Source organism: Nocardia thraciensis, assembly GCF_054782435.1.
This window is the reverse complement of the sequence record NZ_BAAGSM010000007.1, coordinates 68,317-92,715: the sequence shown is the minus strand read 5'-3', so window position 1 is coordinate 92,715 and position 24,399 is coordinate 68,317. Positions and strand designations below refer to the sequence as shown.

Sequence of the window (24,399 nt, the reverse complement as noted above, 5' to 3'; positions counted from 1 at the left end):
CCGCGCGTCATCGCATGCCCTTGATCCGCCTGCCCAACTCGCGCGTCACCTCCCGCTCCGCGGTGCGCCGTGCCAGGTCCTGGCGCTTGTCGTAGTCCTGCTTGCCCTTGGCCAGCGCCAGTTCCACCTTCACCTTGCCGTCGGCGAAGTACATCGACAGCGGCACCAGGGTCAGCGAGCTCTCCTTCGTCTTGCCGACGAGCTTGTCGATCTCGCGGCGGTGCAGCAGCAGTTTGCGGCTACGTCGCGGCGCGTGGTTGGTCCAGCTGCCGTGCCCGTATTCGGGGATGTGCAGCCCGCGCAGCCAGACTTCGCCGTCGTCGATGGTGGCGAAGGCGTCGACCAGCGACGCCTTGCTCTCGCGCAGGCTCTTGACCTCGGTACCGACCAGCGCGACCCCGGCCTCGTAGGTCTCCACGATCGAGTAGTTGTGCCGCGCCTTGCGGTTCGTGGCGATCACCTTGCGCCCCTGCTCCTTCATAACGATCAACAGTAATAGCCGCGGGCAAGCGGATATTCCCTGGATAGCCGGGGGGCTCGCTGACCAAGCGCTCTCGCACAGGCGCGAGTGGCGGCGGCCACGATGGGTAGCAACCGGCGAGAACGGCACGGTGAACCGCCGGGGCAGATCCGGCCGCTCGCGCCGCAGCACGGCGCCGCGACGGCCACGATGATCATCGCGGACAACGGTCGGCACGCTCGACGCCGGTTCGGCGTCGGCAACAGGGTGCGGTTCATGCTGCGGTCCAGGATCTGCTGCGTGGAGTCTCGATGCCGACACCCGCGAACGCCCGGCGGCACGGGTGGTGCCGCCGGGCATGGCTCAGGCCCGATCGCGGGGATCCAGGACGATCTGGGTGCCCGGGGTGGCCGCTACCTGCAGGGTGCGCAGGCGCAGCAGGGCCGGGTGGTCGTCGAGCAGGCGGGCGGTGTTGGCCAGCGAGCGCAGGGCGGCCGCCTCGGCGCGGGCCCGTTCCAGGTCGGCGCGGCCACGTTCCTTGGCCAGCACCGTCTCCAGGGCCGCACGGCGCAGTTCGCCAGGCAGCATCAGGTCGCGGGCACGCAGGTTCGAGACCTCGATGCCGATCTCCGCGACCGCGGCGGCCACCTCCTCGGCGCCCGCGAGCAGAGCGCGGTCGGCGATCAGCTCGTCGAGGGTGTGCGCGGCGACCTTGTCTCGGGCGGCCTCCTGCACGGCGGCGTACAGCACCGACTCCGGGTACTGGGCGCCCGTGGTGTAGGCGACCGGATCGATGATCACCCAGCGCACGGCGAAGCTGGCCCGCAGCGACAGGCCATCGCGGGTGAGGAGTTCCTGACCGGTGACCTGCAGCTGACGCGGTCGCATATCGACCGGGACCAGCGTGCACCGGCGCTGGTCGTAGCGGTGGCGGCCCGGCTCGAGCACCCTGTCGAGGGTGCCGTCGCGGTACAGCAGCGTGCGCTGCCATTCCATCACGGTCGTGTGCATCGTGAACTCCTTCCCCCGGTCGATCGTCGGCGCGAATGCGGCCTGCCCGGTCACGGCAGCGCGGCGGGGGTCTCCCCCGTCGTCGGACGGGGAGCCCGCAGAGCCACGGCACCGCATGCGACCGGGCAGGTCGCACCACTGGGAGGGGAATCGAACCCCGGCAGACTTGTAGTCCGCGCCAACCTGAATGGCGTGCCGCAACCCGACGCGGGGAACGCGGTCCGGAGATTCCGGTGCGCCCCTTGACTTGCGGCCGAGATCAACGGTAGAGATTCGCGGGCCGGTCCGCGAGGGAATTACCGCTGCGGTTCTCTGTGTGGGGATCCCGTCGTCGCGGCCCTAGAGGGCCGCGACGACGGGAAATAAGAAAGCTGGGCCGCTCCACCTGAGTAAGAGAAAGCTGGGCCGCTCCACTCGAAGTAAGAAAGCTGGGCCGCTCCACTTGAGTAAGAAAGCTAGGCCACTCGACCTCGGGCAAGGAGGCAGAACCACTCGACCCCGGCCGAGGAAGCCAGGCTCAACCTCGGGGTTGAGCCGGAGGCTAGGGGCGTATCTGGATGTAGAGGATCAGGAGAGAGATCCAGAGAAGTAGGAGCAGGATTGTGGAGACTCGGGGGCGGCCCAGGGCCCGGCGGGCGTGGGGGCGTAACCAACCGGCCTCTACCGATCCCTCGGCGACACCGCCGCGGCCCGGCTGCGCCCCTGCGGCGTCGGCTCCGGCGGCACCGGAATCGGAGGACTGTTCCGAGCGCTCGCCGCCGCCTGGATTCTCGGTCATGGCGGCACGCTATCCGGCCGGTCGGCGTCGTGCGACCGATTCGTGCCGTTCCGGCACCCGTGTCATGGGGATCTCCCGCTCATCCCGGCCGCACCTGGAGGTAGACGACCAGCGCCGCCACCCACACCGACATCAGCACCATCGTCGAGACCCGCGGCAGTCCGCCCGGCTGCCGCCGCAAGCGCATCCGGCGGCGCGGTACGGGCGGCTCGGCTCCGTTCGCAGCGAGCTGCGGCGACAGGATCTCGACCGTGTTCTCCGACGGCGCGAAGGCGCCTTGACTCGCGGGAACACCGTTCCCGCTGATCACATCATCGTCACCGAGCGCCATACCGGACCATTACCCAGATCGAGGCCCGGGATAAACGCGAACCGAACGGTTCCGTTCGGTGGTGCCACCGCGTGGCTATCGGAAATGCCGGGCGAGGCGCTCCGCGATATCCGCCATGGTGGCCTCGTCGACGGTCGCGATCGGCTCGCCCTCCAGCCAGTCGGCCGGGAGCGTCGTCGGGGCCGCCAGCACGGCCGCGCCGACCGTGCCCAGGTCGTACAGGTAGGCGCCCGCGGCCGGGAACTGCGGACCGACGACCTCCACCACGAGCCGACGATCGGGCTGGTCGGCGTTGTAGTCCTGACCGGAGACGACCAGGTACATGATGCCGCCCGGAATCAGTGACTCCTGGCTGAGAATGATCTCGCCACGGTCTGCGGTCACGCGGGCCCGCCGCGGGGGGCGGCGACGATCAGGGCCTGCCGCTTCGCCCATTCGTCGCCGAGCAGGCCGTGCCGCCGGATCACCGCGGTGTCGTGTTCGCAGGCCGCGCGCCATGCGGCACGATCCACGACATCGGCGATCCACGTGGACAGCGGCTTGCCCGCCGCAGCCGCCGCGGTGCGCGCCGCCTCGGCAGTGGCGTCGGGCATCGTGATCGACAGCTTCTTGGTCATGACTCGCAATCCTACCGGCGAACTGCGCTGGTAGTCAGTACCTTTCGTCAGGCGGCGGCTCGAAATCCCAATCGGGGGGAGGTTCGTAGGTGGTGAAATCCGGTTCTTCCGGAGCAGCCGAAGCCGCGGCCCTCGATGCCGAGGAAACGGCCGCCCGCCCGGACCCGCGACGGTCTTGCCCGGACCCGCGACCGTCTTGCGCGGGCGTGCGGCGGTCACGCACCGGCCCGTCGCCCCTGACGCCGTCGCCGTCCGCCGCGCTCGGCCCGCCCGGATCCCCCGCGACGACCTCCAACACGCCCTCTCCGTACTTGGCGCGCTTGTTCTCACCGATGCCGCTGATACCGCCCAACTCGGCGAGTGTCGCGGGCTTGCGGGCGGCGATCTCGCGCAGGGTGGCGTCATGGAAGACGACATAGGCGGGGACGCCCTGCTCCTTCGCGACCGAGGCCCGCCAGGCCCGCAGGCGCTCGAACAGGTCGGCGGCGGCGGGTGCGAGGTCGGCGGCGGCGAGGCGAGAGGCCTTGGCGCGCGGGGCCTTCGCCGGTTTCACCCGTTCCGGCTCGCGGCGCAGCATCACTTGGCGGCCGGAGAAGAGCACTTCGCTACTGGCCTCGGTGAGGGTGAGCACGCCGTACTCACCGTGCACGGCGAGCAAACCCTGAGCCAGTAGCTGGCGGATGACCCCGCGCCATTCGGTATCGCGCAGGTCGTTGCCGACGCCGAACACCTTGAGCTCGTTGTGGTTGTGCTGCAACACCTTCGGGTTGGACTTGCCGACCAGGATATCGGCGATATGCCCCGCGCCGAAGCTCTGGCCGCGCTCGCGTTTCAGCCGCAGCACGGCCGAGAGCGCCTTCTGCGCGGCAACGGTGCCATCCCAGGACTCCGGCGGATTCAGGCAGGTGTCGCAGTTGCCACAGCGCTCCCCCCGCTGCCCGAAGTACGCCAGCAGCTGGGTGCGGCGGCACTGCACCGTCTCACACAGCGCGAGCATGGCATCCAGGTGCAACTGCAGCTGGCGCCGATGCGCGGCGTCGCCCTCGGAATTGTCGATCAGCTTGCGCTGCTGCACCACGTCGTTGAGGCCGTAGACCATCCACGCGGTGGACGGCAGTCCGTCACGCCCGGCGCGGCCGGTCTCCTGGTAGTAGCCCTCCACCGATTTGGGCAGGTCGAGGTGGGCGACGAACCGCACATCGGGCTTGTCGATGCCCATGCCGAAGGCGATGGTGGCGACGACCACCAGGCCGTCCTCGCGCAGGAACCGCGACTGATTGGTGGCGCGGGTGCGCGCGTCGAGGCCCGCGTGGTACGGCAGCGCCTCGATGCCGTTGCGGGTCAGGAACTCCGCGGTCTTCTCCACCGAATTGCGCGACAGGCAGTAGACGATGCCCGCCTCGCCCGGGTGCTCGGTGCTGATGAAGCTGAGCAGCTGCTGGTCCGGGCGGTTCTTGGGCTCGATCCGGTATTGGATATTGGGCCGGTCGAACCCCGCGACGAATTGCCGTGCGCCAGTGAGGTCCAGGCGTTCGGCGATCTCCTTGCGGGTGGCCTCGGTGGCCGTCGCGGTCAGCGCGATGCGCGGCACATCCGGCCAGCGCTCGTGCAGGATCGACAGCGCCAGATAGTCGGGCCGGAAATCGTGGCCCCACTGCGAGACGCAGTGCGCCTCATCGATGGCGAATACCGACACCTTGGCCCGGTCCAGCAGTTGCAGCGTGGAATCGATGCGGAGCCGCTCGGGTGCCAGATACAGCAGGTCCAGCTCTCCCGCCACGAAATCCGCCTCGACCCTGCGCCGCTCGTCGGGGAACTGGGTCGAGTTGAGGAACCCCGCGCGCACCCCGAGCGCGCGCAACGCGTCGACCTGATCCTGCATGAGCGCGATCAGCGGCGAGATCACCACGCCCACTCCGGGCCGCACCAGCGCCGGGATCTGATAGCACAGCGACTTGCCGCCGCCGGTAGGCATCAGCACCAGCGCGTCGCCGCCGCCGACCACCTGCGCGACGATATCGCGCTGTAGCCCGCGGAAACTGTCGTACCCGAAGACGCGACGTAAAACCTCATGCGCCGCATCGGAATTCGCATCCGCGCCGAGTTGATCGGCCACCGTCTCGAGCGTCTCCGGGCTACTCACGCTGGCCATCCTACGGATCTCCGCCGACACCGCGACCCCCTGTGCGATTCCCGCACCCCGCCTTCGCTCACGCACCCCCTACAACTGCTGGAGCGGGTGCGTGAACGGGCGAGGGGTGCGGGAGGCCTTACTCGCGCACGTAGTAGCGGAGGGTGCCGTAGGCGGTGAGGGCCGCGAAGAGGATACCCACCGGGACGACGGTCATGGCGACCATGGCGACGTCGTCGCCGGTGATGCGCGGGAACACCTTGGAGGCGAACAGGTCGCCGAGGGCGCGGTCGATGACCAGCGAGCGGGAGATCAGCAGGCCGATGACGGCGAGCACCGAACCGGCCAGCGCGCCCACCACCGCCTCCAGCAGGAACGGCAGCTGAGTGTACCAGCGGGTCGCGCCCACCAGGCGCATGATGCCGACCTCGGTGCGCCGGGTGAACGCCGCGATCTGCACCATGTTCGCGATCAGCAGCAGCGCCGCGAGCGCCTGCAGCACCGCCAGCCCGAACGCCGCGTTGCGCAGGCCGTCGAACAGGCTCACCAGCCGGTCCACGATGTCCTTGTCGTTGCGCACGAAGCCGACGCCCTCGCGCCCCTGAAACTCGGAGAAGATGCGCGGATAGTCCCCGGCGTCGGTCATTTTCACCCGCAGCGACGCCGGCAGCGGCGACTCGCTGACATACGCCGCCAGCTCCGGCTGATCCTTGAAGGTCTTCTCCTTGGCCTCGCGGATGGCGTCCTCCCGATTGAGGAACTGCACCGACACCACACCCGAGGTGTTCTTCAGATCCGCCATGAGGGTCTTGCAGGGGTCCTTGGAACAGTCCTGGTCCGACGCGGAGACGTCGTCGGTCAGGTACAGCCGCACCTCCAGCCGATCCAGGAAGTACTGCTCGGTCTTGTCGGCCATCCGGACCGCCAGCAGGCCGCCGCCGAGCATCGTCAGCGACACCGCAGTCGTGAGGATCATGGCGATGGTCATGGTGACATTGCGGCGCAGGCCGTTGAAGACCTCGCCGAACAGGAAGCTCGCGCGCATTACCGGCCCACCCCGTAGACGCCGGTCGCCTCGTCGCGCACCAGCCGCCCCCGATCCAGCTCGACCACACGCCGCCGCATGGCGTCGACGATGTGGTTGTCGTGGGTCGCCATCAGCACCGTGGTGCCGACGCGGTTGATGCGTTCCAGCAGCGTCATGATGTCCTGACTGGTCTCCGGGTCGAGGTTGCCGGTGGGCTCGTCGGCCAGCAGCACCAGCGGCCGGTTCACGAACGCCCGCGCGATCGCGACCCGCTGCTGCTCGCCGCCGGACAGCTCGCTGGGCAGCCGGTCGGCCTTGCCCGACAGGCCCACCAGATCCAGCGCCTCCGGGACCGCGCGCTGGATGAACTTGCGGTTCTTGCCGATCACCTCGAGCGCGAACGCCACGTTCTGCTCCACCGTCTTCTGCTGCAGCAACCGGAAGTCCTGGAACACGCAGCCGATGCGCTGGCGCAGCTTGGGCACCTTGCGGCCGGGCAGCCGGTCCACCCGGAAGTCCGCGACGACGACCTCCCCGGAGGTCGGCTTCTCGTCCTTGAGCAGTAACTGCATGAACGTCGACTTGCCCGAACCGGACGGTCCGATGATGAAGACGAACTCGCCCTTGCCGATCTCGACCGAGACATTGTCCAGCGCCGGACGGGTCGAGGTCGGAAAGGACTTGGTCACATTCCGGAGGGTGATCACGAGCGCCCAGTGTAGCCAGCGAAGAACGGGCATTCCCCCAGCCGTGCCGTGAAAATGCTTCGTGTCACATTCACGTCACTTGTCCGGCGGCGTCGTAATCATCGATTTCGGAATGGTATTCGCGATCGGGGTGAAGCCGGAGTGCTCAGGAGTAGTCGGCTTGACGAACACATACAGGACAAACGTCGCGACCCAGACGCTGATCAGGATCGCCGTCGACTTACGCGGTTTCACTCATGCCCTCCCGGCGCAACGCCGCGGCCACCCGCACCCGCAGTTCGCGCCCGACTTCGAATTGCTTACCTGGCAAAGTTCTGGCAACCATTCTGATGTTCATCTGATCGACCGTGAGGTCCTCGAGGCCCATCACCGTCGGCTCGTCCAGCAGCAGCGTTTTCAGCCGACGATCCTGGAAGGCCTTGGCGCCGACGTCGTGCAGGATCTCGTTGACCTTGGTGATGTCGGCGGTGGCCGGTACCGGCACATCGATCGCGGCGCGGGCCCAATCCTTCGACAGGTTGGTGACTTTCACGATCTGGCCGTTGGGCACCGAGATGACCTCGCCGTCCACGTTGCGCAGGGTGGTGATCCGCAACGTGACGTCCTCGACGGTACCTTCGGCGGGCACGGTCTGACCCGTGATCGCGATGCTCACCACATCGCCGAAGCCGTACTGCTTCTCGGTGATGAGAAAGAAACCCGCCAGCAGGTCCTGCACGATGCGCTGCGCGCCGAAACCCAGCGCGGCGCCGAGCACCGCGGCGGGCGCGACCAGGCCGCTGAGCTCGAATCCCAAGCGGCTCAACACCTGCAGGGCCACCAGGAAGTAGACGATGGACAGCACCACCCAGGTGACGACCTGTGCCAGGGCGTGCCGGTGCTTGGCCGCCTCGGATCGCACCAGCGAGTCGCTGCTCTGGAAGCTCGCGTCGATGCGCCGGGTGATCCGATCCCGGACGAACGTCGCGAATCGGCTGAACAGCATCACGCCGACAATCAGCAGCACGATCTCCAGGCCGCTACCACGCAGGAACGTCGTGACGTCGCTACCCGCGGCGAGATTCGTGGTCATGGGCACATCCTTTCCGGTGCACACCGGAAACCGCCGTGAATCGCCCTGCCACCGAAATACACGCCAGTCAGGCTACTACAGCTCCCGGCACCGGAAACGTCGTGATTGCGCCGTGATAGCGCGATCGCGCCCGCGAGATTACTGCTCGGCACCCTGGCGCATCCGCCAGCGGATTCCTTCCTCGATGAACCCGTCGATATCGCCGTCGAGCACGGCGTTCGGGTTGTTCACCTCGTAGTTGGTGCGCAGGTCCTTCACCATCTGATAGGGGTGCAGGACGTACGAGCGCATCTGGTTGCCCCAGGACGCGCCCTCGGTGGTCTTGAGCGCGTCCATCTCGGCGCGCTCCTCGAGCCGCTTGCGCTCGAGCAGCTTGGCCTGCAGCACGCGCATCGCCGAGATCTTGTTCTGCAGCTGCGATTTCTCGTTCTGGCAGGTGACGACGATGCCGGTCGGGACGTGGGTGATGCGCACCGCGGAGTCGGTGGTGTTGACGCTCTGACCGCCCGGGCCCGACGAGCGGTACACGTCGACGCGGATATCGCCCTCCGGGACGTCGATGTGGTCGGTGGTCTCGACCACCGGCAGCACCTCGACCTCGGCGAACGACGTCTGGCGGCGGCCCTGGTTGTCGAACGGGCTGATGCGCACCAGCCGATGCGTGCCCATCTCCACCGACAGCGTGCCGTAGGCGTAGGGCACCTTGACCGCGAAGGTGGCGCTCTTGATACCGGCTTCCTCGGCGTAGGAGGTGTCGTAGAGCTCCACCGGGTACCTGTGCCGCTCGGCCCAGCGGACGTACATCCGCATCAGCATCTGCGCCCAGTCCGCGGCGTCCACCCCGCCCGCGCCCGAGCGGATGTTGACCAGCGCCTCGCGCTTGTCGTACTCGCCCGACAGCAGCGTGCGCACCTCCATCGCCTCCACGTCGGTGTGCAGCGACGCGCGTTCGGAATCGGCCTCGGCCAGCGCGGCCGTGCGGGCCTCGCCCTCCTCGCCCTCCGCGAGCTCGTACAGCACCGGCAGATCCTCCAGGCGCTGGCGCAGCTCGGTGACGCGGCGCAACTCGCCCTGGGAGTGCGACAGCTCGCTGGTGACCCGCTGCGCGTGCTCCTGGTCGTTCCACAGGTCCGGGTCGGCGGCCTGCTGTTCGAGTTCGTCGATCCGGCGGCGCAGCTCGTCGACATCGAGCACCGACTCGACGGTCTTCAGCGTGGTGTCGAGCTCGGCCAGATCAGCGGAAACGTCAGGTTGCACGAGGATTCAATCTACCGGTCCCGGGCTGCGGCACGAAATATGCCGAGGTCACCCGGCAGGTGGGAAGGGGCGATGCGGGATCGCGAGGGTGCTCAGCCCGAGACCGCCCGCAGACTGCCCGGGCGGCGGCCGTCGAGCGTGTCCAGGGCCGCGGCCGTGGCGTTGTCGGCGGCCAGATAGATCTGTATGTACTGGTCGTCGTCGGCCGACAGGTCCAGCCGCTCGTAGGCCAGGCGCAGCGCCCCGGCCTCCGGATGCTCCATGCGGACGATGCCGCTGGTGTCGGGCAGGCCGGGGATGTTCTCCAGGCGCCGGGTGAATTCCTCGCCGACGAGCAGGGACAGTTCGTCGACAAGGGTGGAGACCATGCGGTCCGACCGGAACGGCCCCTGTTTGAGCGTCGCCACCGCGAGGTCGGCCCTGCGGTCCCAGTCCGGGTAGGCGGTGCGGGCGCGCGGGTCGGTGAACAGGTAGCGAGGGAAGTTGGCGGGCAGACCGCCGTCGAGCTGACCGGTCGGTCCCATCAGGCGGTGGTATCCGTCCGTGCAGGCGATCACCTCGCCGAGCCGGTTGAGTACGGCCGCAGGCGTCGGTTCGAGGCGGGCGAGGACGGATCGCACCGCCGGGCGCACCTCCCGGTTCGGGGTGGCGCCGCCGAGGCAGTGAAAACCCGGGTAGGCCGCCTTGACCAGGCTGTACAGGTGCACGCGCTGATTGGGCGTCATGCGCAGCGCGGTGGCCAGCGCGGACAGGACCTCCGACGACGGGTGCCGGTCGCGGCCCTGTTCCAGGCGGATCAGGTATTCGACGCTGACCCCGGCCAGCGTGGCCAGCTCGGCGCGTCGCAGGCCCGGGGTGCGGCGGCGCGGACCAGCGGGCAGGCCGACCTCCGCGGGCGTGACTGCCTCGCGCCGAGTGCGCAGGAAGAGGCCCAGTTCGTTGTCACTCACAGCTGCGCTGCCCCTTTATCTCGCCCTGTGCCGAGCACTTCCGCTCCGCGCCCACGCCTGCCGTACGCGGCCGGCCGTCACTTCGTACCTACGCCGACCGGCCCAAGTCTGTTCCCCCGCGCCTTCGAACCTAGCAGCGGCGATCACCCCGAGGGTGCCCCTGCTACTACCACCCTCGCAGCGGGCTCCCTGACCGACGCGGCGCTCGGCACAGTCATGGACGACAGGCAAGACAGCTCAGAAGGAGATCCGCAATGTCCGACACCCTGCGCCTCGCCGTGATCATCGCCAGCGTCCGCAACGGACGCTTCGGCCCCGTGGTGGCGAACTGGTTCGCCGACCGAGCCCGGCGGCACGGCGCCTTCGAGATCGACGTGATCGATCTCGCGGAAATGGAACTGCCGCACCAGCTTCCGGCGCTCCCGCCGCGGATCGAACCGAATCCGGCGCGTCCGGACGGCATGACCGACCTCACCGAACGTCTCGGGCGGGCCGACGCGATGGTGATCGTCACCCCCGATATCAATGCCAGCTACCCGGCGGAGCTGAAGACGGCCATCGACTGGCACTTCACCGAGTGGGACCGCAAGACCATCGGATTCGTCGGCTACAGCGGGGCGAGCGGCGGCCTGAACGCCATCGCGCACCTGCGCCAGATCTTCGGCGAACTCAACGCCCACGCGATCCGCGACTACGTGTCGTTCCCGCGCTACTACGAGTTGTTCGACGCCGAGGGCAACCTGCTGGAGCCGACCGGCCCGGAGGGCGCGGCCCGGGACATGCTGGACCAATTGCACTGGTGGGCAGGCGCATTGGCCTCGGCGCGGGTGGCTGCCTGAGCCCAGCCGAGTAGTATCTCGACGGCTTGACACTTCCCATTCAGCGGACACGATGTCGCCGAGTCCTAGCGTCGGGTGATGGGATGGCAGTTCGCCGTCGACGAGGAGGCCGGAATGACCGAGCCGCGAAACAACCCGGCCACCGCGCCGGTCGGGAAGACCGTCGCCGTGACGGGCAGCGCATCGGGTATCGGTGCGGCGGTGGCCGCACATCTCGCGAAGGCCGGGCACCGGGTGATCGGCGTGGATCTGCGCGACGCCGACATCACCGCGGATCTGGGCACGGCGGCGGGTCGCGAGTACGCGATCGCCGAGATCACCCGGCGCTGCGAGGGGCGACTCGACGGGTTCCTGCCGTTCGCCGGGGTCGCCGCCGCGACGGGCCGCCCCGGCGGACTGCTGGTGTCGGTCAACTACTTCGGCGCGATCACGCTGCTCGAGGGCCTGCGGCGGCCGCTGCGTGAATCCGGCGCGGCATCGGTCGTGCTGGTCTCATCGAATTCCACGACGACCCAACCGGGTTGGCCCGTCGAGCTGGCGGAGGCCTGCCTGGCTGGGGAGGAGAAGCGCGCCCGCGAGATCGCGGAGTCGTTCGGGGATCTGGCCGCGATCCAGGCGTATCCCGCCACCAAGGCGGCCCTGGCCTGGTACGCGCGGACCAAGTCCGGGGAGTACATCGCCGACGGTATCCGGCTCAACGCCATCGCCCCCGGTCTCATCGACACCCCCATGACGCAGGAGGGTCAGCAGGACGCGCTGATCGGCGAGGCGATGAAGGGGTTCCTGGGCGCGGTCCCCATCGGCCGCGCGGGCCGACCGGAGGAGATCGCCGACCTGGCAGCCTTCTTGCTGTCGGAGCAGGCGGGATTCTTCGTCGGCTCGGTGATCTTCTGCGACGGCGGCATCGACGCGGCCTTCCGCGGGAAGGATTGGCCCGCCCCCTGGGAGATCTCCCCGTAGTCCGGCCTGCTCGGACACAAGACCGTACGCGGCGGCCGCCACAGCGACCCGCTAACGTGTGCCGGCGTGACCGACCACACCGCTGATCTGGAACTCGCCCTGCGTCTGGCCGATGCGGCCGATGCGATCACCCGCGACCGGTTCGGGGCGTTGGACCTGCGGGTCGACAGCAAGCCCGACCTGACACCGGTGTCGGATGCGGATCTGGCGGTGGAGAAGGCGCTGCGTGCGGAGCTGGAGCGCGAGCGCCCCGCCGATGCCGTGCTGGGCGAGGAGTTCGGCGGCGACGCCGCATTCAGCGGCAGGCAGTGGGTGCTCGACCCGATCGACGGCACCAAGAATTTCGTGCGCGGGGTGCCCGTGTGGGCGTCGCTGATCGCACTACTGAGGGACGGTGTGCCGGTGGTGGGCGTGGTGAGCGCCCCCGCGCTGGCCCGGCGCTGGTGGGCCGCGACGGGTTCGGGGGCGTGGACCCGGTTCGAGTCGGGGCCGGCTCGGTCGATCGCCGTCTCCGCCGTGCGCGAGCTGGGTTCGGCCAGCCTCGCGATCTCCAGTCTTTCCGGCTGGCGCGACCTGGGTCTGCGCGATCAACTCCTCGGGCTCACCGACGAGGTGTGGCGCACCCGCGGCTACGGCGACTTCTTCGGCTACTGCCTACTCGCCGAGGGCGCGGTCGACATCACCACCGAACCCGAGGTCTCCCTGTGGGATCTGGCCCCGCTCGACGTGCTCGTCCGCGAGGCGGGCGGCAGGTTCACCGCGCTCGACGGCAGCGCGGGCCCGCACGGCGGCAGCGCGGTCGCCACCAACGGCGCGCTGCACGACGAGGTGCTCGCCAGGCTGCGCCACTGACGAGCAATCGTCATCCGGCCGAACTGTCCGTGGCGATGTGCGTGCACAGCTCCTCGACCAGCTCGGCGACTCGCTCCGGGTCGGGATCGGCCTTGACCACTCGTACCCACGACACTCGTCGCATCGCCTCAGCGCGCTCAGCCTGCCAGATCGCCTACGAGCACCGCGAGATCCCGGTCCTCCCAGACGATTTCCACCGCGAATCCGGACTCCGACAGCCATCGCACCTGATCCGCGGCGCTGCTGGGGGTGTCGTAGTCGCCGTCGATCGGGGTGACCGTATCGGCCGGATCGTCGGGAACCACCAGGTCCCCCAGCACGAATCGCCCGCCGGGTGCCAGGGACCGAGCCACCCGCCCGAACAGGTCGGCCTTGCCGGGACCGTCGAGATGATGCACCGCCAGCGCCGAGACGACGAGATCGAAGGATCCGCCGGGCAGCGGGTCCTGCAGGCGGGCGGCGTGCAGTTCCGTACCCAGCGGCAACGCGGCGCGGGCGTGCGCGAGCATCGCCGCGCTCTCGTCGACACCCACCAGCGTCGCCCCGCGATGCACCTGCAGCACGCCGTTCGCCGTGACCCCGGTGCCGGTCCCCAGGTCGAGGATCCGGCCGACCCGGCCGACGCCGATGGTCGCGTCGCGGACCGCTCCCTGCAGGCGCTCGTAAGCGGGCACCTCCGCCGCCATCAACGCCGGGTAGGTATCGGGATCGAAATGGAACTGGCCCATACCTCGACGGTATCGGCGCCACGACTGTTGCGCCCGGATCGCGCGCGGCGATACAGCCGGAAACACGAGTAGCCCACGGCCCTCGGCCGCGTCCGGCCCGCACGTCGCGCCCCGGTTGCTGTGGCGCAGATCGCGCGGTGCAAACTGCCGCTCGACTCGTTTCTTACTCTGGAGTAAGATAGACTTACTCGCAAGTAAGATGCTGGGAACCCGATCACCCACCCCCACTCCGAGAAGACTGGTGATTATGAGCACTCGAGACTCCGCAACGAAGCGACGTCCGGATTCCGCCGTGGGCCTGAATCCGCAGAAGCGTGACTGGATGGGCGCGGCCATGCGGGTCATGACGACCCTCACCGGTTCCGAGCTGGCGGAGAAGTACAAGCTGCGCGAGCCCATCAACCGCATCACCTACGAGGGCACCAAGACCGGCTTCCGCACCCTGGGCGCCGCCACTCGCGTGTTCGGCAAGGTTGCGGGCGGCGGTCAGCCGAAGCGCCTGCCCGCCAACGAGTCCCGCAAGAAGGACTACTTCGACCTCACCCCGAGCGACGAGCAGCAGATGATCGTCGAGACGGTGCGCGAGTTCGCCGCGGAGATCCTGCGCCCGGCCGCCTACGAGGCCGACAACGCCGCCAAGGCGCCGCGGGACCTGCTCGAGCGCGCCGCCGAGCTGGGCATCACGCTGATCAACGTGCCCGAGGAGCTCGAGGGCGCGGCCGCCGAGCGCGGCGCGGTCACCAACTCGATGGTCGCGGAGGCGCTCGCGCACGGCGATATGGGCCTGGCGCTGCCGATCCTGGCGCCCTCCGGTGTCGCGGTCGCGCTGTCGCAGTGGGGCACCGACGCGCAGCAGAAGACCTACCTGGGCGCGTTCACGGGTGAGAACGTGCCGCAGGCATCCGTGGTGATCAGCGAGCCGCGCCCGCTGTTCGATCCGTTCGCGCTGCGGACCAAGGCCACCCGCTCCCCCAGCGGCTACCGCCTCAACGGCGTGAAGAGCCTGGTCCCGGCCGCGGGCGATGCCGAGCTGTTCATCGTGGCCGCCGAGCTCGACGGCCGCCCGGCGCTGTTCGTGGTCGAGTCCGACACCCCGGGCGTGGTGGTCGAGGCCGATCCGAGCATGGGCCTGCGCGCCGCCGGTCTGGGCCGGTTGCTGCTGGACAATGTCGCGGTCTCCACCGATGCCGTACTGGGCGACGGTGACGCCGCGCAGCGCGCCGAGGAGTACGCCGACGCGGTGCGGCTGGCCCGGCTGGGCTGGGCCTCGCTGGCCGTCGGCACCGGACAGGCCGTGCTGGACTACGTGACTCCCTATGTGAAGGAGCGCGAGGCGTTCGGCGAGCCGATCGCCCATCGCCAGGCCGTGGCGTTCATGGTCGCCAATATCGCGATCGAACTGGACGGCATGCGGCTCGTGACTCTGCGGGGTGCGTCACGCGCGGAGCAGGGGCTGTCCTTCGCCCGCGAGGCGGCGCTGGCCCGGAAGCTGGCCACGGACAAGGGAATGCAGATCGGCCTGGACGGCGTGCAGCTGCTCGGCGGCCACGGCTTCACCAAGGAGCACCCGGTCGAGCGCTGGTACCGCGATCTGCGGGCCATCGGCGTCGCCGAGGGCGTAGTGCTGGTCTGACCCACGACTTTTGATGGAGCCACTGTCATGATCAATCTCGAACTTCCGAAGAAGCTGCGGGCCAGCGCCAATCAGGCCCACCAGGTCGCGCAGGAGATCTTCCGCCCGATCTCGCGCAAGTACGACCTCGGCGAACACGAGTACCCGGTCGAGCTGGACACCATGGCCGCCATGGTCGAGGGCCTGGCCGATTCGGGCGCCCAGGACATCTCCGGCGCCACCGGCGGCCGCAAGGCCGGTGAGGGCGAGGAGGCCAACGAGCACGCCACCGAACTGCTCGGAAATACCAACGGCGGCAATATGTCCGCGCTGATGAACGCGCTCGAGACCTCCTGGGGCGATGTCGGCCTGATGCTGTCGATCCCGTACCAGGGCCTGGGCAACGCCGCCATCGCCGCGGTCGCCACCGACGAGCAGCTGGACCGCTTCGGCAAGGTGTGGGCCGCGATGGCGATCACCGAGCCGTCGTTCGGCTCCGACTCCGCGGCCGTGTCGACCACCGCGGTGCTCGACGGTGACGAGTGGGTGCTCAACGGCACCAAGATCTTCGTGACCGCGGGCTCGCGCGCCACCCACATCGTGGTGTGGGCGTCGGTGGACAAGACCAAGGGCCGCGCGGCCATCAAGTCGTTCGTGGTGCCGCGGGATGCCAAGGGGCTCACCGTCGCTCGCCTCGAGCACAAGCTGGGCATCAAGGCCTCCGACACCGCGGAGCTGCGCCTCGAGGACTGCCGGATCCCGAAGGACAACATCCTCGGCAGCCCGGAAGTCAACGTGGAGAAGGGTTTTGCCGGGGTCATGCAGACCTTCGACAACACCCGCCCGCTGGTGGCCGCGATGGCCGTCGGCGTCGGCCGCGCCGCCCTCGAGGAGCTGCGCACCATCCTCACCGAGGCCGGTGTCGAGATCGACTACGACAAGCCCGCCAACAGCCAGCACGCCGCCGCCGCGGAATTCCTTCGGCTGGAGGCGGATTGGGAGGCGGCCTACCTGCTCTCGCTGCGCGCGGGCTGGATGGCCGACAACAAGAAGCCCAACTCCCTCGAGGCGTCGATGTCCAAGGCCAAGGCGGGCCGCATGGGCACCGACGTCACCCTGAAGGCCGTGGAACTGGCCGGTGGCCTCGGCTACTCCCAGCGCACCCTGCTGGAGAAGTGGGCCCGCGACGCCAAAATTCTGGATATCTTCGAGGGCACCCAGCAGATCCAGCAGCTCATCGTCGCCCGCCGGGTGCTCGACCTGAGCAGCGCCGAGCTGAAGTGAGCGGCTACTCGGAGTAGCAAGCAGCGCAACGGAACCGGCGCGGGCCTCTCGGCCCGCGCCGGTCTCCTGTCCCATCGGAATCGGCCGGGCACCGGCGATATCGAGGACTGGCGGGCAAGCCGGTCGCCGGGGTGTGGTCGTAGCGGCGTGCGGGACCGATGATTTCTGCGGCCATAGCTCGTCTACTCACCAGACCGATCCGTCCGATCCCTGGAGGCAACCGTGACCGAGCAGCATTCGAGCAATGGACATCTGCCGATCAACGGCCTGAGTCTCTATCACGAGGTGTATGGCGAACTCGGCGAGTCGAAGACGTCTCCGCTGCTGCTCATCCCCGGCGCGTTCATGGCCACCGACTCGATGGCGTCGTGGATATCCGCCTTCGCGAGCCACCGCCCGGTGATCATCTTCGATCAGCAAGGGCACGGCCGCACCCCGGATACCGCGCGCGCGATGTCTTACGAGCGATTCGCCGACGACGCGGCGGCGTTGCTGCGCGCGTTGCGGGTCGAGCGCGCGGACGTGATGGGTTACTCGCAGGGCGGAGGTGTCGCGCTGCAACTCGCGCTGCGCCACCCGGCACTCGTCGGCAAGCTGGTCTCCATGTCCGCCACCTACCACCGGGACGGCTGGTACCCGTCGGTATTGGCGGGCATCAAGGACCTCACGGCCGCGGCATTCGCCGGTTCGCCCGTCGAGAAGGCGTTCCTGGAGCACACGCCGGAGGCCACGGCATTCGACGCCTACATCGAGAAGATGAAGGTCTTGAACGGCGACGACCAGACCATCAGCGACGATCGGATGCGTTCGATCTCCGCGAAGACGATGGTCATCGTCGGCGATGCGGACAGCGTGAAGCCGGAGCACGCGCTGGCGATGTTCAGACTGCGCGGTGGCGGCGACGAGGAAGCGGCAGCGTCGGGGATGCTGCAGGAGTCTCCGGCCGCGCGCTTGGTGGTGCTGCCGGGGACATCGCATATCAGCATCTCGGGCGAGTCGGAGGTGCTGGTACCGATGGTGAACGCGTTTCTCGACGATGTGCCGCCGGCGATGCCGGATTTCTTCTAGGCCCGGCCCTCCTCAGCAGTAGAAGCCCTGCCCCACAGTCTCTTTCGGCCTGCCCTCGCGCTCGCGGAGGCAGCCGAACGGGACGACTCCCGCGTGGCTCATCCGCACCCCGGACTTCGCGGCGGGGTGCACGCAGAACAGCCCGGTGGGATCGGTGCGGCAGGTGTAGTCCCTGATCGTGACCCGGCTTCCGTACGGCAGCACCGCACCCTTGCCGCGCAGGAACGGGCCCGGGTCGCCGTGCAGGCCACCGACGGTCAGGCTCGAACCCGTGTAGTCGATCCAGTTGCCCACCCAGTTGCCCACCGGGCTGTCGTCGGGACGCCCCGGCGGGTTCGTCAGAGCCGCCAGGCAGCTCAGCCCCTCCAGCCGATCCTGGAAAGCACTGGTGCACTGGATCTTTCCGCTCGGGCTGACGAACGCCACATCGCCGTTCAACGCAGTGGCCACACCCGCCTCGGTGGTGGCGGTACCGAACTGCGTGGGGTCGACGGCGGGACCGGCCCGCACCCACGCCACGACATCATCCAGTGCGGCGCCCGCGGCCGGAGCCGCGGCGGACAGCTCGCCGGGAACCGGACGCGGATCGCCGTCGGTGGTGAGCGAACACCCGGCCGCCACGAGTACGAGCGCTGTCAACGCGGCGATACGCATGCCGAGCATGCTACCGCCGGCCCCACATCGGTTGCGCCGCGATTCGGGCACCTCTCCCCGCCCGAATTGGCCGTATTTGTGTATCCCAGGTCACACCCGGCTGTTACCTTCCACAACACACGGATGGTATGCGTGCGGTGCCGCACGCCGGGCGCGTGAAGGTGGTCGAGGTGGCTTCGATTCTGCAGGATGTACAGCGCCGGATGGTTCACACGGTGGCGGCTCTTCGCGGCCTGAACGTATTGCGGGAGAGGGGTTTCACCGATCCACGCAATCCGCTGGAGACGCTGCGGGTGGCCAAGGAGGGGCGGCTGCTGGGGCCGCAGGCCACCATGGTCCGGCACGCCGCGCGCGTCTGGCCCGACCGGGTCGCGGCGATCGACGAGCGCACCACGCTGACCTATCGGGAACTCGACGAGCGGTCCAACGCGCTCGCGCACGGGCTGCGAGGCATGGGCATCACCGCGGGGACCGTGGTCGGCATCCTGGCCCGCGACCACTGCGGCCTGCTGCTGGCGATGGTGGGCGCCGCCAAGGCCGGGGCCCGCATCGCGCTGATGAACACCGGCTTCGCCAAACCCCAGTTCGCCGAGGTCTGCGAGCGCGAGAACGTCAGGGCCGTACTGCACGACAGCGAATTCGTCGGCCTGCTCGACGCCCTGCCGCCGGAGCTGCCCCGGATCCTCACCTGGGTCGACGAGGGGCACGAATTACCCAGCGGCGCAACCACTGTCGACGAACTCGTCGGTGCGAACCCGACCACGCCGCTGCCGCTGCTCGACAAGCCCGGCGGTTTCGTCATCCTCACCAGCGGCACCACGGGCCTGCCCAAGGGCGCCCCGCGCGATAAGGTCGCGGTGCTGGCCACGGTGCAGATGGCCGACCGCATCCCGTTCCCGCGCCAGGGCACGATGATGATCGTCTCCCCCATCTTCCACAGCACCGGCCACGCCACCTGGCTGGTCGGCGGCAGCCTCGGCAACGCGATCGTGACGACCCGCCGCTTCGACGCCGAGACCACGCTGCGCAAGATCGCCGAGCACAAGGTGGACATGCTGGTGGCGGTGCCGACGATGCTGCACCGCATGGTCGAGCTCGGCCCGGACATCCGCGCGAAGTACGACCTGTCCTCGCTGAAGTCCATCGTGCTGGCCGGCTCGGCGCTGTCACCCGAGCTCACCGTCCGCGCCACCGAGGCGTTCGGTCACGTCCTCTACAACCTCTACGGCTCGACCGAATGCGCCATCGCGACCGTCGCGCAGCCGCGGGATCTGGCGATCGCTCCCGGCAATGCGGGCCGCGCACCGATCACCTGCGAGGTGGCGCTGTTCGATGACGACGGCCGCCGCATCCACGACAAGCACGTCACCGGCCGCATCTTCATCCGCTCCGGATCGCCGTTCAAGGGCTACACCGACGGCAGGCACAAGGAGCTGATCGGCGAGTACATGTCCTCCGGCGACGTCGGCCACTTCGACGAGCACGGCCTGCTGTTCGTCGACGGCCGCGACGACGACATGATCGTCTCCGGCGGCGAGAACGTCTTCCCGCAGGAGGTCGAGAACCTGCTGCTGGAACGAGCCGATATTTTCGACGCCGCGGTCGTCGGCGTGGACGACGTCGAATTCGGCAAACGCCTGCGCGCGTTCATCGTGCCCGAGCCGGGCGTCACACTCGACGGCGAGGAAATCAAGGCCTATGTGAAGGGCGCGCTGGCCCGCTACAAGGTGCCGCGCGACGTCGTCTTCCTGGACGATCTTCCCCGCAACGCCACCGGCAAGCTGCTGCGGCGCGCGCTGATCGACTACCCGGTCACACAGTAGGTCAATCGTCCAGTTATAGGCGTACCGTCGGTTACAGAGACACGAACCACATCCCACCAGGCGTGCTTGCTAGGGTTAGCGACGCACTGGATCTCGATGTTGCGGTCCGCCAGCTCCATCGGCGGTATCCGCGGAAGGTTGTACCCATGTCAGCTGTTCCGTCGGTCGGCACTGCCCTCCGCAAGGCCGGAGATATGGCCCTGAGCGTCAATGCGATGCGCAAGCGCGGCTTGTTCAACCCGCTGCGCCCCGATCACGCGCTCAGCTCGGTGACGAGCATCAACAAGTACGGCCCGTTCGCGGGTGTCGTCATGCATTCCAACCAGACCCGCCCGAACTCCGCGGCCATCGTCGACGAACTGGGCGAGTTGACCTTCGGCCAGCTCAACGAGCGGTCGAACGCGCTGGCCCGGGGCCTGGCCGCGCAGGGTGTCTGCGAGGGTGACGTGGTGGCGGTGCTGGCCCGTGACCACCGCGGCCTGGTCCTGACGCTGCTGGCGACCGGCAAACTGGGCGTGCGTGCGGTACTGATGAACACCGGCTTCGCCAAACCGCAGTTCGCCGATGTCACCGCGCGCGAAAAAGTGAAGCTGGTGCTGCACGACAGCGAGTTCCTCGATCTGATGAGCGCCATCCCGGATTCGATTCCGCGCGTCCTCACCTGGGTCGACGAGAAGGACGGCGTCGACCCGGAAACGCCCACCCTCGATACGCTGATGGCCGACCGCTCGACCGAGCCGGTGCAGCTGCCGACCAAACCGGGCGGCATGGTGATCCTCACCAGCGGCACCACCGGCACCCCGAAGGGCGCCCCGCGCGACAAGACCAGCCCGTTCATCTCCGCGCAGCTGGTCGACCGCATCCCGATGCCGCGGGAGGGGACGGTCCTGATGGCCGCGCCGATCTTCCACGCCACCGGCCTGTCGCAGTTCACCATCGGCCTCGCGCTCGGCAACCGCATCGTCTTCCAGCAGCGGCGCTTCGATCCTGAGCAGACCCTGGCCAACATCCAGAAGTACAAGGCCGACGAGCTGGTCGTGGTGCCGACCATGCTGCAGCGCATGCTCGATCTGCCCGCCGACATCCTTGCCCGCTACGACATGTCCTCGCTGCAGGTCATATTCGCGGCGGGCTCGGCGATCCCGCCGGACGTGGTGACCCGCAGCCTCGACTACTTCAACAACAGCCTCTACAACGTGTACGGCTCCACCGAATGTGCCGTGATCACCGTGGCCACTCCGCAGGAACTGCGGCAGGCACCGACGACCGCGGGCCGCCCGCCCGTCGGCATCCGGCTCGGCCTCTACGACGAGAACCGCAAGCGGATCACGCAGCCGAACGTGACCGGCACGATCTTCATCGACAACGCGCACTCCTTCAAGGCCTACACCGACGGCCGCACCAAGGAGATCGTCGACGGCCTGATGTCCAGCGGCGACGTCGGCCACTTCGACGAGCACGGCCTGCTGTTCATCGACGGCCGCGACGACGACATGATCGTCTCCGGCGGCGAGAACGTCTTCCCGCAGGAGGTCGAGCACCTCATCGCCAACCGGCCCGATGTGCTGGAGGCAGCGGTGGTGGGCGTTGACGATCGGGAGTTCGGGAAGCGATTGCGCGCCATCGTCGTTCCGGGGCCCGATTCCCAGCGCGACGCCCAGGAGATCAAGGATTACGTCAAGGCGAACCTGGCTCGGTACAAGGTGCCGCGCGAGGTGATATTCCTCGATGAGCTGCCTCGCAATGCCACCGGAAAGCTGCTGCGCAAGCCGCTGGTGGACATGGAGATCCCCGCGGAGTAGTGCGTGGCGTCCCTGCGACAGCTGAGAATTAGCTGGGAATCGTCCGGTATTATCAGCGCGTGATTCTCGACCCCGGCCGATCCCCGGCCCGCGATGCCGCGGCGGCGCAGACGCGCCACGCGGCGACCGCGCGGCTACGCGGGGGATCGGCCGGATCGGTTTCCGGCGCGCTCGCCATCGCCGCCCACGGCTGGGCCTCGGGCGGAATGCCGCTCGAGACCAGCACATTGGTGCTGCTGGTGGCCGCCTGCACGATTGTCGGCGCGCTCGTCGCCGGTATCGGCCCGCTGCGCGACTCCCTGGCCGGGCTGGCGGTCGCGCTGGTCGGCGGGCAACTCCTGGGCCACACCGTGATGTCGTACGGCATGATCGGCATGCATCACACCAAGTCGATGTGGTCGCCCGCCATGCTGTGCGCCCATATCGCGGCCGCGGTCTGCGCGGCCCTGATCATCCACGCGGCCGCGGCCGCCTACCGGATCGGCACCGCGGTGCTGGCCCGGGTACTGCCGGGCCTGTTCCGGTCACCGGCGATCGCCGGACCTCCCCTGCTGCGGATCACCCACCGCGACCGCGTGATTCTGCGGCTCTTCCCGGCCGATACCTTCCGCACCCGCGGTCCCCCGCTTCTCGTTCGAGCCTGATATTCCAACACCCGTACGCACGAATGACTTTCGTGCGGGAAATACTGTATTGCGCACGCCCCATGCCGAATTCGTCGTGGCTCGTGGGCGGCTCAGCCCGTTGTCCCGGCGAACGCCGGGGACCGAGTCGCATCGGTATGGCCGGTGACGTCTTGTCACGATTCCATGATCGTGCCGTAATACAGCACGTGCGGGTGCCCCTCGAACAGGAGCACTACCTTGAGTATCACCGATACCCCGATTGCGGACGCGGAGGCGTCGCAACCACCACCGGAACCGTCCGGTGCACCATCGCCCGGCAGACGTCCCGGGTCGCGAAACACCCTGTATGCCTTGGCGATGCGGCTGCATTTCTATGCCGGTGTCTTCGTCGCACCGTTCGTACTCATAGCCGCGGTCACCGGTGCGCTGTACTCGATCTCCCCCACGCTGGAGTCGATCGTGAATCGCGATCTGCTGCACGTGGATTCGGCCGGGCCCGCCAAACCGCTGTCCGAACAGATCGGCGCCGCGGTCGCGTGGCAGCCGGATCTGGCCTTGAACGCGGTCATGCCCGCGCAGGACTCGGGCGACACCACCCGGGTGATCTTCACCGATCCGACCCTCGGCGAATCCGAGCGACGCGCGGTATTCGTCGACCCGGCGACCGCCGCACCGGTCGGCGCCAGCGTCGTCTACGGCAGTTCCAGCGCGCTGCCGCTGCGCACGTGGATCGACGTCCTGCACAAGAACCTGCACCTGGGCGAGCCCGGCCGACTCTACAGCGAGGTGGCCGCGTCCTGGATGTGGGTCATCGCGCTGGCGGGCCTGGTGGTGTGGGTGCGCCGGGTGCGGGCGCGGCGCGAACGCCGGTCCCCCGGCTGGCTGCTGCGTCCGGATCGTTCCCGCACCGGGCGCAGCCGCACGATGAATTGGCATGCGTCCGTGGGTGTCTGGATCCTGCTGCCGCTGTTGTTCCTGTCCGCCACCGGCATGACCTGGTCCACCTATGCGGGCGAGAACATCGCGAAGCTGCGCGAGGACCTCAGCTGGACGAAGCCGACGGTCAGCGCCAAGCTGCCCGGCTCGGCCGGTCCGGAGGTCTCCGCGGGCGGCGATCATGCCGGACACGGCGGCGGTCACCAGATGGGCGCACCGGTCCCTGCGGATCGCGTCGCCCAGATCGACAAGGTATACGCGGTCGCGCGCGGACACGGCCTGGAAGGGGCGCTGGAGATCAGCGTTCCGGCCGAGGACGGCACCGCGTTCGTCGCGCAGGAACGGCGGCTGTCCGGGGTCTACACGCAGGATACGGTCGCGGTCGACGGCCGCACCGGCGATGTCACCGCCACCCTCCGATACGCCGACTGGCCGTTCATCGCCCAGCTTGCCAACTGGGGAATCCAACTGCACATGGGCCTGCTGTTCGGGCTCGCCAACCAACTCCTGCTGCTGGTGACGATGATCGGCCTGATCACGGTGATCGTGCGTGGCTATCTGATGTGGTGGCGGCGACGTCCCACCAAGGCGGACAAGCGTTTCGCGGTCGGCAAGCCACCGCGCCGCGGCACGCTGCGCCGGACGCCGCTGTACATCACGGTGCCGCTGATCGCGGTCGCCGCGGCGATCGGCTGGTTCGCGCCGCTGATCGGGATCAGCCTGCTGGGCTTCCTGGTGGTGGATATCGTCGTCGGGGTGGTACAGCGCGCACGCGCTACTGCCTGAGCCACAACAACTTTCGCCGACGGAACCACGTCGGCCGCACAAAGTAACCGCCTGATTCGAGCCTTCGCCGAAATGAGGGGGCGAGGGC

Annotated in this window: 25 protein-coding genes; 10 read left to right on the top strand and 15 right to left on the bottom strand. The window is 68.6% G+C overall.

The window, feature by feature from the left end:
* Positions 1 to 7: 7 nt before the first annotated feature.
* The 13 genes from smpB to ACYVLQ_RS01170 all read right to left on the bottom strand — a co-directional run bounded on the left by smpB (position 8) and on the right by ACYVLQ_RS01170 (position 10,341).
* Entirely contained in the window at positions 8 to 481 is a 474-nt protein-coding gene (gene smpB / locus ACYVLQ_RS01230) for an SsrA-binding protein SmpB (RefSeq protein WP_460695466.1), read from the bottom strand.
* 342 nt (positions 482 to 823) lie between these two features.
* The gene (locus ACYVLQ_RS01225) at positions 824 to 1,471 is read right to left on the bottom strand and encodes a slipin family protein (protein ID WP_460695465.1); all 648 of its coding nucleotides are present in this window, start codon (positions 1,469 to 1,471) and stop codon (positions 824 to 826) included.
* Positions 1,472 to 2,012: 541 nt separating this feature from the next.
* Complete coding sequence (locus ACYVLQ_RS01220) at positions 2,013 to 2,249, bottom strand: hypothetical protein (RefSeq protein WP_460695464.1); 237 nt, start codon at positions 2,247 to 2,249, stop codon at positions 2,013 to 2,015.
* Positions 2,250 to 2,328: 79 nt separating this feature from the next.
* The gene (locus ACYVLQ_RS01215) at positions 2,329 to 2,580 is read right to left on the bottom strand and encodes a hypothetical protein (RefSeq protein ID WP_460695463.1); all 252 of its coding nucleotides are present in this window, start codon (positions 2,578 to 2,580) and stop codon (positions 2,329 to 2,331) included.
* A 75-nt stretch (positions 2,581 to 2,655) separates the two neighbouring features.
* Complete coding sequence (locus ACYVLQ_RS01210; protein ID WP_460695462.1) at positions 2,656 to 2,964, bottom strand: hypothetical protein; 309 nt, start codon at positions 2,962 to 2,964, stop codon at positions 2,656 to 2,658.
* On the bottom strand, positions 2,961 to 3,197 hold the full coding sequence (locus tag ACYVLQ_RS01205; RefSeq protein WP_460695461.1) for a hypothetical protein: 237 nt from the start codon (positions 3,195 to 3,197) through the stop codon (positions 2,961 to 2,963). The genes ACYVLQ_RS01210 and ACYVLQ_RS01205 overlap by 4 nt, the downstream gene beginning before the upstream one ends.
* Before the next feature lie 34 nt (positions 3,198 to 3,231).
* The gene (recQ, locus tag ACYVLQ_RS01200) at positions 3,232 to 5,349 is read right to left on the bottom strand and encodes a DNA helicase RecQ (RefSeq protein WP_460695460.1); all 2,118 of its coding nucleotides are present in this window, start codon (positions 5,347 to 5,349) and stop codon (positions 3,232 to 3,234) included.
* Between the two features lie 118 nt (positions 5,350 to 5,467).
* A complete protein-coding gene (ftsX, locus tag ACYVLQ_RS01195) occupies positions 5,468 to 6,373 on the bottom strand; it encodes a permease-like cell division protein FtsX (RefSeq protein ID WP_460695459.1) in 906 nt (301 codons plus the stop codon).
* Complete coding sequence (gene ftsE, locus ACYVLQ_RS01190; protein ID WP_068032095.1) at positions 6,373 to 7,062, bottom strand: cell division ATP-binding protein FtsE; 690 nt, start codon at positions 7,060 to 7,062, stop codon at positions 6,373 to 6,375. Before ftsE ends, ftsX begins: the two co-directional genes overlap by 1 nt.
* 75 nt (positions 7,063 to 7,137) lie before the next feature.
* Positions 7,138 to 7,296 (bottom strand): hypothetical protein, encoded by a 159-nt coding sequence (locus ACYVLQ_RS01185; protein WP_460695458.1) that lies wholly within the window; start codon positions 7,294 to 7,296, stop codon positions 7,138 to 7,140.
* Positions 7,283 to 8,134, bottom strand: a complete 852-nt coding sequence (locus tag ACYVLQ_RS01180) for a mechanosensitive ion channel family protein (protein WP_460695457.1) — start codon at positions 8,132 to 8,134, stop codon at positions 7,283 to 7,285. Before ACYVLQ_RS01180 ends, ACYVLQ_RS01185 begins: the two co-directional genes overlap by 14 nt.
* A gap of 138 nt (positions 8,135 to 8,272) precedes the next feature.
* Entirely contained in the window at positions 8,273 to 9,391 is a 1,119-nt protein-coding gene (gene prfB / locus ACYVLQ_RS01175; RefSeq protein WP_460695456.1) for a peptide chain release factor 2, read from the bottom strand.
* Between the two features lie 92 nt (positions 9,392 to 9,483).
* Positions 9,484 to 10,341, bottom strand: a complete 858-nt coding sequence (locus ACYVLQ_RS01170; RefSeq protein ID WP_460695455.1) for a helix-turn-helix domain-containing protein — start codon at positions 10,339 to 10,341, stop codon at positions 9,484 to 9,486.
* A gap of 254 nt (positions 10,342 to 10,595) precedes the next feature.
* Here ACYVLQ_RS01170 and ACYVLQ_RS01165 point away from each other — a divergent pair, with 254 nt between their 5' ends.
* The 3 genes from ACYVLQ_RS01165 (at position 10,596) to hisN (ending at position 12,992) form a co-directional block, all read left to right on the top strand.
* A complete protein-coding gene (locus tag ACYVLQ_RS01165) occupies positions 10,596 to 11,180 on the top strand; it encodes an NADPH-dependent FMN reductase (protein WP_460695454.1) in 585 nt (194 codons plus the stop codon).
* 78 nt (positions 11,181 to 11,258) lie between these two features.
* Positions 11,259 to 12,140 (top strand): SDR family oxidoreductase, encoded by an 882-nt coding sequence (locus tag ACYVLQ_RS01160; protein WP_460695453.1) that lies wholly within the window; start codon positions 11,259 to 11,261, stop codon positions 12,138 to 12,140.
* Between the two features lie 66 nt (positions 12,141 to 12,206).
* Entirely contained in the window at positions 12,207 to 12,992 is a 786-nt protein-coding gene (hisN, locus tag ACYVLQ_RS01155) for a histidinol-phosphatase (protein WP_460695452.1), read from the top strand.
* A gap of 137 nt (positions 12,993 to 13,129) precedes the next feature.
* Here the strand turns inward: hisN and ACYVLQ_RS01150 are convergent, their stop codons facing one another.
* Positions 13,130 to 13,720, bottom strand: a complete 591-nt coding sequence (locus ACYVLQ_RS01150) for a class I SAM-dependent methyltransferase (RefSeq protein ID WP_460695451.1) — start codon at positions 13,718 to 13,720, stop codon at positions 13,130 to 13,132.
* A 241-nt stretch (positions 13,721 to 13,961) separates the two neighbouring features.
* Between ACYVLQ_RS01150 and ACYVLQ_RS01145 the strand changes: the two genes are divergently transcribed.
* The 3 genes from ACYVLQ_RS01145 (at position 13,962) to ACYVLQ_RS01135 (ending at position 17,684) form a co-directional block, all read left to right on the top strand.
* Positions 13,962 to 15,353, top strand: a complete 1,392-nt coding sequence (locus ACYVLQ_RS01145; protein WP_460695450.1) for an acyl-CoA dehydrogenase family protein — start codon at positions 13,962 to 13,964, stop codon at positions 15,351 to 15,353.
* A 27-nt stretch (positions 15,354 to 15,380) separates the two neighbouring features.
* Positions 15,381 to 16,616, top strand: a complete 1,236-nt coding sequence (locus tag ACYVLQ_RS01140; RefSeq protein ID WP_460695449.1) for an acyl-CoA dehydrogenase family protein — start codon at positions 15,381 to 15,383, stop codon at positions 16,614 to 16,616.
* Positions 16,617 to 16,838: 222 nt separating this feature from the next.
* Entirely contained in the window at positions 16,839 to 17,684 is an 846-nt protein-coding gene (locus ACYVLQ_RS01135; protein ID WP_460695448.1) for an alpha/beta fold hydrolase, read from the top strand.
* Between the two features lie 12 nt (positions 17,685 to 17,696).
* Here ACYVLQ_RS01135 and ACYVLQ_RS01130 read toward each other — a convergent pair whose 3' ends face one another.
* The gene (locus ACYVLQ_RS01130) at positions 17,697 to 18,338 is read right to left on the bottom strand and encodes a hypothetical protein (RefSeq protein WP_460695447.1); all 642 of its coding nucleotides are present in this window, start codon (positions 18,336 to 18,338) and stop codon (positions 17,697 to 17,699) included.
* Between the two features lie 203 nt (positions 18,339 to 18,541).
* On the opposite strand from ACYVLQ_RS01130, the gene ACYVLQ_RS01125 reads away from it, so the two are divergent.
* The 4 genes from ACYVLQ_RS01125 to ACYVLQ_RS01110 all read left to right on the top strand — a co-directional run bounded on the left by ACYVLQ_RS01125 (position 18,542) and on the right by ACYVLQ_RS01110 (position 24,311).
* Complete coding sequence (locus tag ACYVLQ_RS01125) at positions 18,542 to 20,161, top strand: acyl-CoA synthetase (protein WP_460695602.1); 1,620 nt, start codon at positions 18,542 to 18,544, stop codon at positions 20,159 to 20,161.
* A 146-nt stretch (positions 20,162 to 20,307) separates the two neighbouring features.
* Positions 20,308 to 21,963 carry an acyl-CoA synthetase gene (locus tag ACYVLQ_RS01120; RefSeq protein WP_460695446.1) on the top strand — a complete coding sequence of 552 codons (1,656 nt, stop codon included), beginning with the start codon at positions 20,308 to 20,310 and terminating at the stop codon, positions 21,961 to 21,963.
* A gap of 59 nt (positions 21,964 to 22,022) precedes the next feature.
* On the top strand, positions 22,023 to 22,607 hold the full coding sequence (locus tag ACYVLQ_RS01115; protein WP_460695445.1) for a hypothetical protein: 585 nt from the start codon (positions 22,023 to 22,025) through the stop codon (positions 22,605 to 22,607).
* 219 nt (positions 22,608 to 22,826) lie between these two features.
* Positions 22,827 to 24,311, top strand: a complete 1,485-nt coding sequence (locus ACYVLQ_RS01110; RefSeq protein WP_460695444.1) for a PepSY-associated TM helix domain-containing protein — start codon at positions 22,827 to 22,829, stop codon at positions 24,309 to 24,311.
* The last annotated feature ends 88 nt before the right edge of the window (positions 24,312 to 24,399 follow it).